Raw genomic sequence first — 3,181 nt, forward strand, 5'->3', positions numbered from 1 at the left:
GCGAGCACACTGGCGCCGCAGCATAGAAGCGGTCGAACACAAAGCCCTCTTTTGCCATCGCGTCCAACTCCGGCGTCTGCACGAACGGATGACCATTGTATCCGACATCTCCCCACCCCTGATCGTCCGCCATGACGAGAATGATGTTGGGCTTGCGATTGCTCTCGACGCGGTCGATCGCGTTTGAATCCGCGGCCACCGCAGGCACGGATCCATGCGACATGCAAAGCATCAAAAGTTCCGCCAGTAGCAACGATTTGAATAGGATTTTCATGTGGGTTTCCGAGGTGGGAGTTGGCGGCGTATTACATCATAAATGTTTTCCATCCGCCACGCATCGAGCGAGAATACGGAATCTCGGTTTCCGCCTTGCTCTCTTTGTATAAATGTTTGTCTGCTGAGACTGACTCCGACGTCCCATCCCATTCACGTCGTATTGGACGCCAAGGGTAGTGGTCAGTGGTTATCCCACCAGGACAAGCCCGGCCGAAATTCGTGACTGCCGCAGCTTACAACTCACTCGCCGCAAGCAGTGAAGTACAAGAGGCAGCGGTAAGCGATTCGGGGTATGCTGGGCAAAGGCCGCCAACAGCGTCCGCGTCAAAACCGGAGGGCTCAGGGGCACCGCTGTGAAGCATTACACTTAGCCGATTTGGATTTCCCTCGGAGCCATCCCGAGTCTGGCAATTTCCACGTTTCATCCGATATCAGGCACATCCATGAACAAACTCAATCGTCGCGATCTGCTTCGTTGTCTTGGCACCCTACCGCTTTCATCCGCTGCAGCCTTTGCGGATGATGCCGCGTCGAGCGTGGTTGTTGACACGCATCTTCATTGTTTCGCCGGTCAGGATCGCCGTTTTCCGTATCATGCACGGGCGCCGTATCGGCCCGACGCTGCGGCAACTCCAGAGCATCTGTTGAAGTGCATGGACGATGCCGGCGTCGACTTTGCGGCCGTCGTTCATCCGGAGCCCTATCAAGACGACCACCAGTACTTGGAGCACTGCTTGAACGTTGGCCAGGGAAGATTGAAGGGGACGTGCTTGTTCTTTGCTGATCGCCCTGGTTCGGTCGACCAGATGGCTCCGTTGGTTCAGCGAAATCCGGGGCGGATCGTTGCCGCTCGCGTGCACGCGTACGCACCTGATCGTTTGCCGCCCTTCGGTACAAAAGAGCTACGTCATCTCTGGAAAACTGCGTCGGACCTTGGGCTTGCGATTCAACTGCATTTCGAGCCCCGATATGCTCCGGGTCTCGAACCGTTGATTCGAGAGTTTAACGACACAACGGTCATAATCGACCACCTGGGGCGACCGATGCAAGGCACGCCTGAAGAGCATGAGGTTGTTGTTCGCTGGTCACGGTTTCCCAATACGGTGATGAAGATTTCCTCGATACCTGATCAGAACAGTTATCCTCATCGCGATGTGAAACCCATCGTTCGGCGATTGACGGACGCATTTGGCGCGGAACGAATGATCTACGGAGGAGGATTCAATTCGGCAGCGACCGGAGAGTCCTATCGAGACTATCGCTTACGCGTCGCGGATTTACTGTCACATTTGTCGGCCGATGATCGCACGAAAATTCTTGGCGGTACCGCGGCAAAACTATTTGGATTCACCGGTTCCTGAACATGCCTCGTACAACCGCCATTGTTGTTGCTATCCTTTTGTATGTTAGCTCCCACTGCCATCTGCTGGCGGCAGCGGAGCCGCTGAGTTTTTCTGCACGAGTGCACGATGCAGTCGAGCGATCGCTGCCGCTTCTGGAAATCGCGTCGGCGGAAACGGCGCAGCGCCGCACTTGCTTCACCTGTCACGGGCAAGCGATGCCAGTCGTGGTCTTTGCCGAAGCCCGCAAACATGGCTTTCACATCGACCCCGACAATCTGCTTCGCCAGCTTGAGCATACCTACGCGCACTTGAAACGATCGCAGAAACAATATGCCGACGGTCGAGGCACGGGAGGGCAAGTCGATACGGCCGGTTGGGCTTTGTGGGGACTGGAAGCTGGCGAGCGATCCGCAGACGACATTTCCGATACGGTCGTCGATTACTTGTTGGGCAAGCAACGTGAGAGCGGCGTCTGGTCGTGCTCGAGCAATCGTCCGCCCTCGGAGAAAAGCAATTTCGCGACAACGTACTTGGCGCTTCGCGCGATCGAAAACTTTGGTCGTCCGTCGCATCAGTCGAAGATTGACGAGGTCACGCGGAATGCAGCGAAATGGTTTGAAACCGCCGAACCGAAAGACACCGAGGATCGTGTGTTTCAACTGCTATCTCTGCCCTACATCGGTCTTGATGAGCGCTCCGAAAAACTGATTCAGGACTTGATTTCCCAGCAACGACCCGACGGCGGTTGGGCTCAACTAGCGGAGATGGAAAGCGACGCCTACGCGACCGCAACGGTTCTGTATGCCCTGGCCGAGTCGGGGATTGCGGTAACGGCAGACAGTTACAAACACGGTCTGGAGTATTTACTGCGAACGCAATTGGACGACGGGTCGTGGCATGTCGTATCGCGTAGTAAGCCGTTCCAAACCTACTTCGAAACCGGTTATCCGCACGGCAAGGATCAATTCATTTCGACAACGGCCGCCTGCTGGGCGACATTGGTGTTGTTGAAGGTTCTGCCAGAGCAGCCGGCCGCGGCGATTGAAACGCTTGCCGGCACAAAGCCGCTTCATTGGCCTGAATCGGATCTATCAGGCCGCTTGATGAGCGGAGCTCACAAGTTCATTGACTCGCAGATCGCCGTCGCCAACGAAAAACGCCACGAACTGGAAATTGATGACATTCAGCAAGCATCGCTTCGATCGGAGCTTCGGTCGGTACTTGGGATTGCCGAACAACGTCTGCCACCGCAATTGGAACAATACGGCGATCAGTTGAACCCGGCACTCGTTGCCGAGTCGGATCGTTTTCGCATTTTTCAAGTTCGCTGGCCGGTGTTCGCCAATGTTTTCGGCGAAGGACTTAGGGTGCAGCAAAAGGAGTCCGCCGTCGGCATGTGCGTTGTGGTTCCCGACGCCGATCAGTCACCCGAGCAATTGCTGGGACTCGCCGACGGACTCGGACCCAATGAACAGATTGCGAAGCGATTGGCAGCCACTGGTTTCGATCTGATCATCCCGACAATCATCAGCCGTGAAAAACTGCAGACCGATCACGACCGA

3 protein-coding genes are annotated in these 3,181 nt (G+C 55.8%); 2 read left to right on the forward strand and 1 reads right to left on the reverse strand.

The genetic code is table 11. From position 1 onward, the window contains the following. Positions 1 to 274, reverse strand: a 274-nt coding sequence (locus ABX962_RS33450; RefSeq protein WP_372726014.1) for a sulfatase-like hydrolase/transferase, incomplete at its 3' end; no start/stop codon positions are given. Positions 275 to 719: 445 nt separating this feature from the next. Here ABX962_RS33450 and ABX962_RS33455 point away from each other — a divergent pair. Beyond that, a complete protein-coding gene (locus tag ABX962_RS33455; RefSeq protein WP_372726015.1) occupies positions 720 to 1,637 on the forward strand; it encodes an amidohydrolase in 918 nt (305 codons plus the stop codon). Between the two features lie 2 nt (positions 1,638 to 1,639). Then, the coding region (locus ABX962_RS33460; RefSeq protein ID WP_372726016.1) for a prenyltransferase/squalene oxidase repeat-containing protein at positions 1,640 to 3,181 on the forward strand (1,542 nt) is incomplete at its 3' end.

Origin of the sequence: Novipirellula sp. (genome assembly GCF_041583735.1) — a bacterium.
GTDB lineage: Bacteria > Planctomycetota > Planctomycetia > Pirellulales > Pirellulaceae > Novipirellula.

What these genes read in the sequence shown, in the direction of transcription:
- ABX962_RS33455 (WP_372726015.1), top strand. Translation starts at nt 720, where the DNA reads ATGAACAAACTCAATCGTCGCGATCTGCTTCGTTGTCTTGGCACCCTA.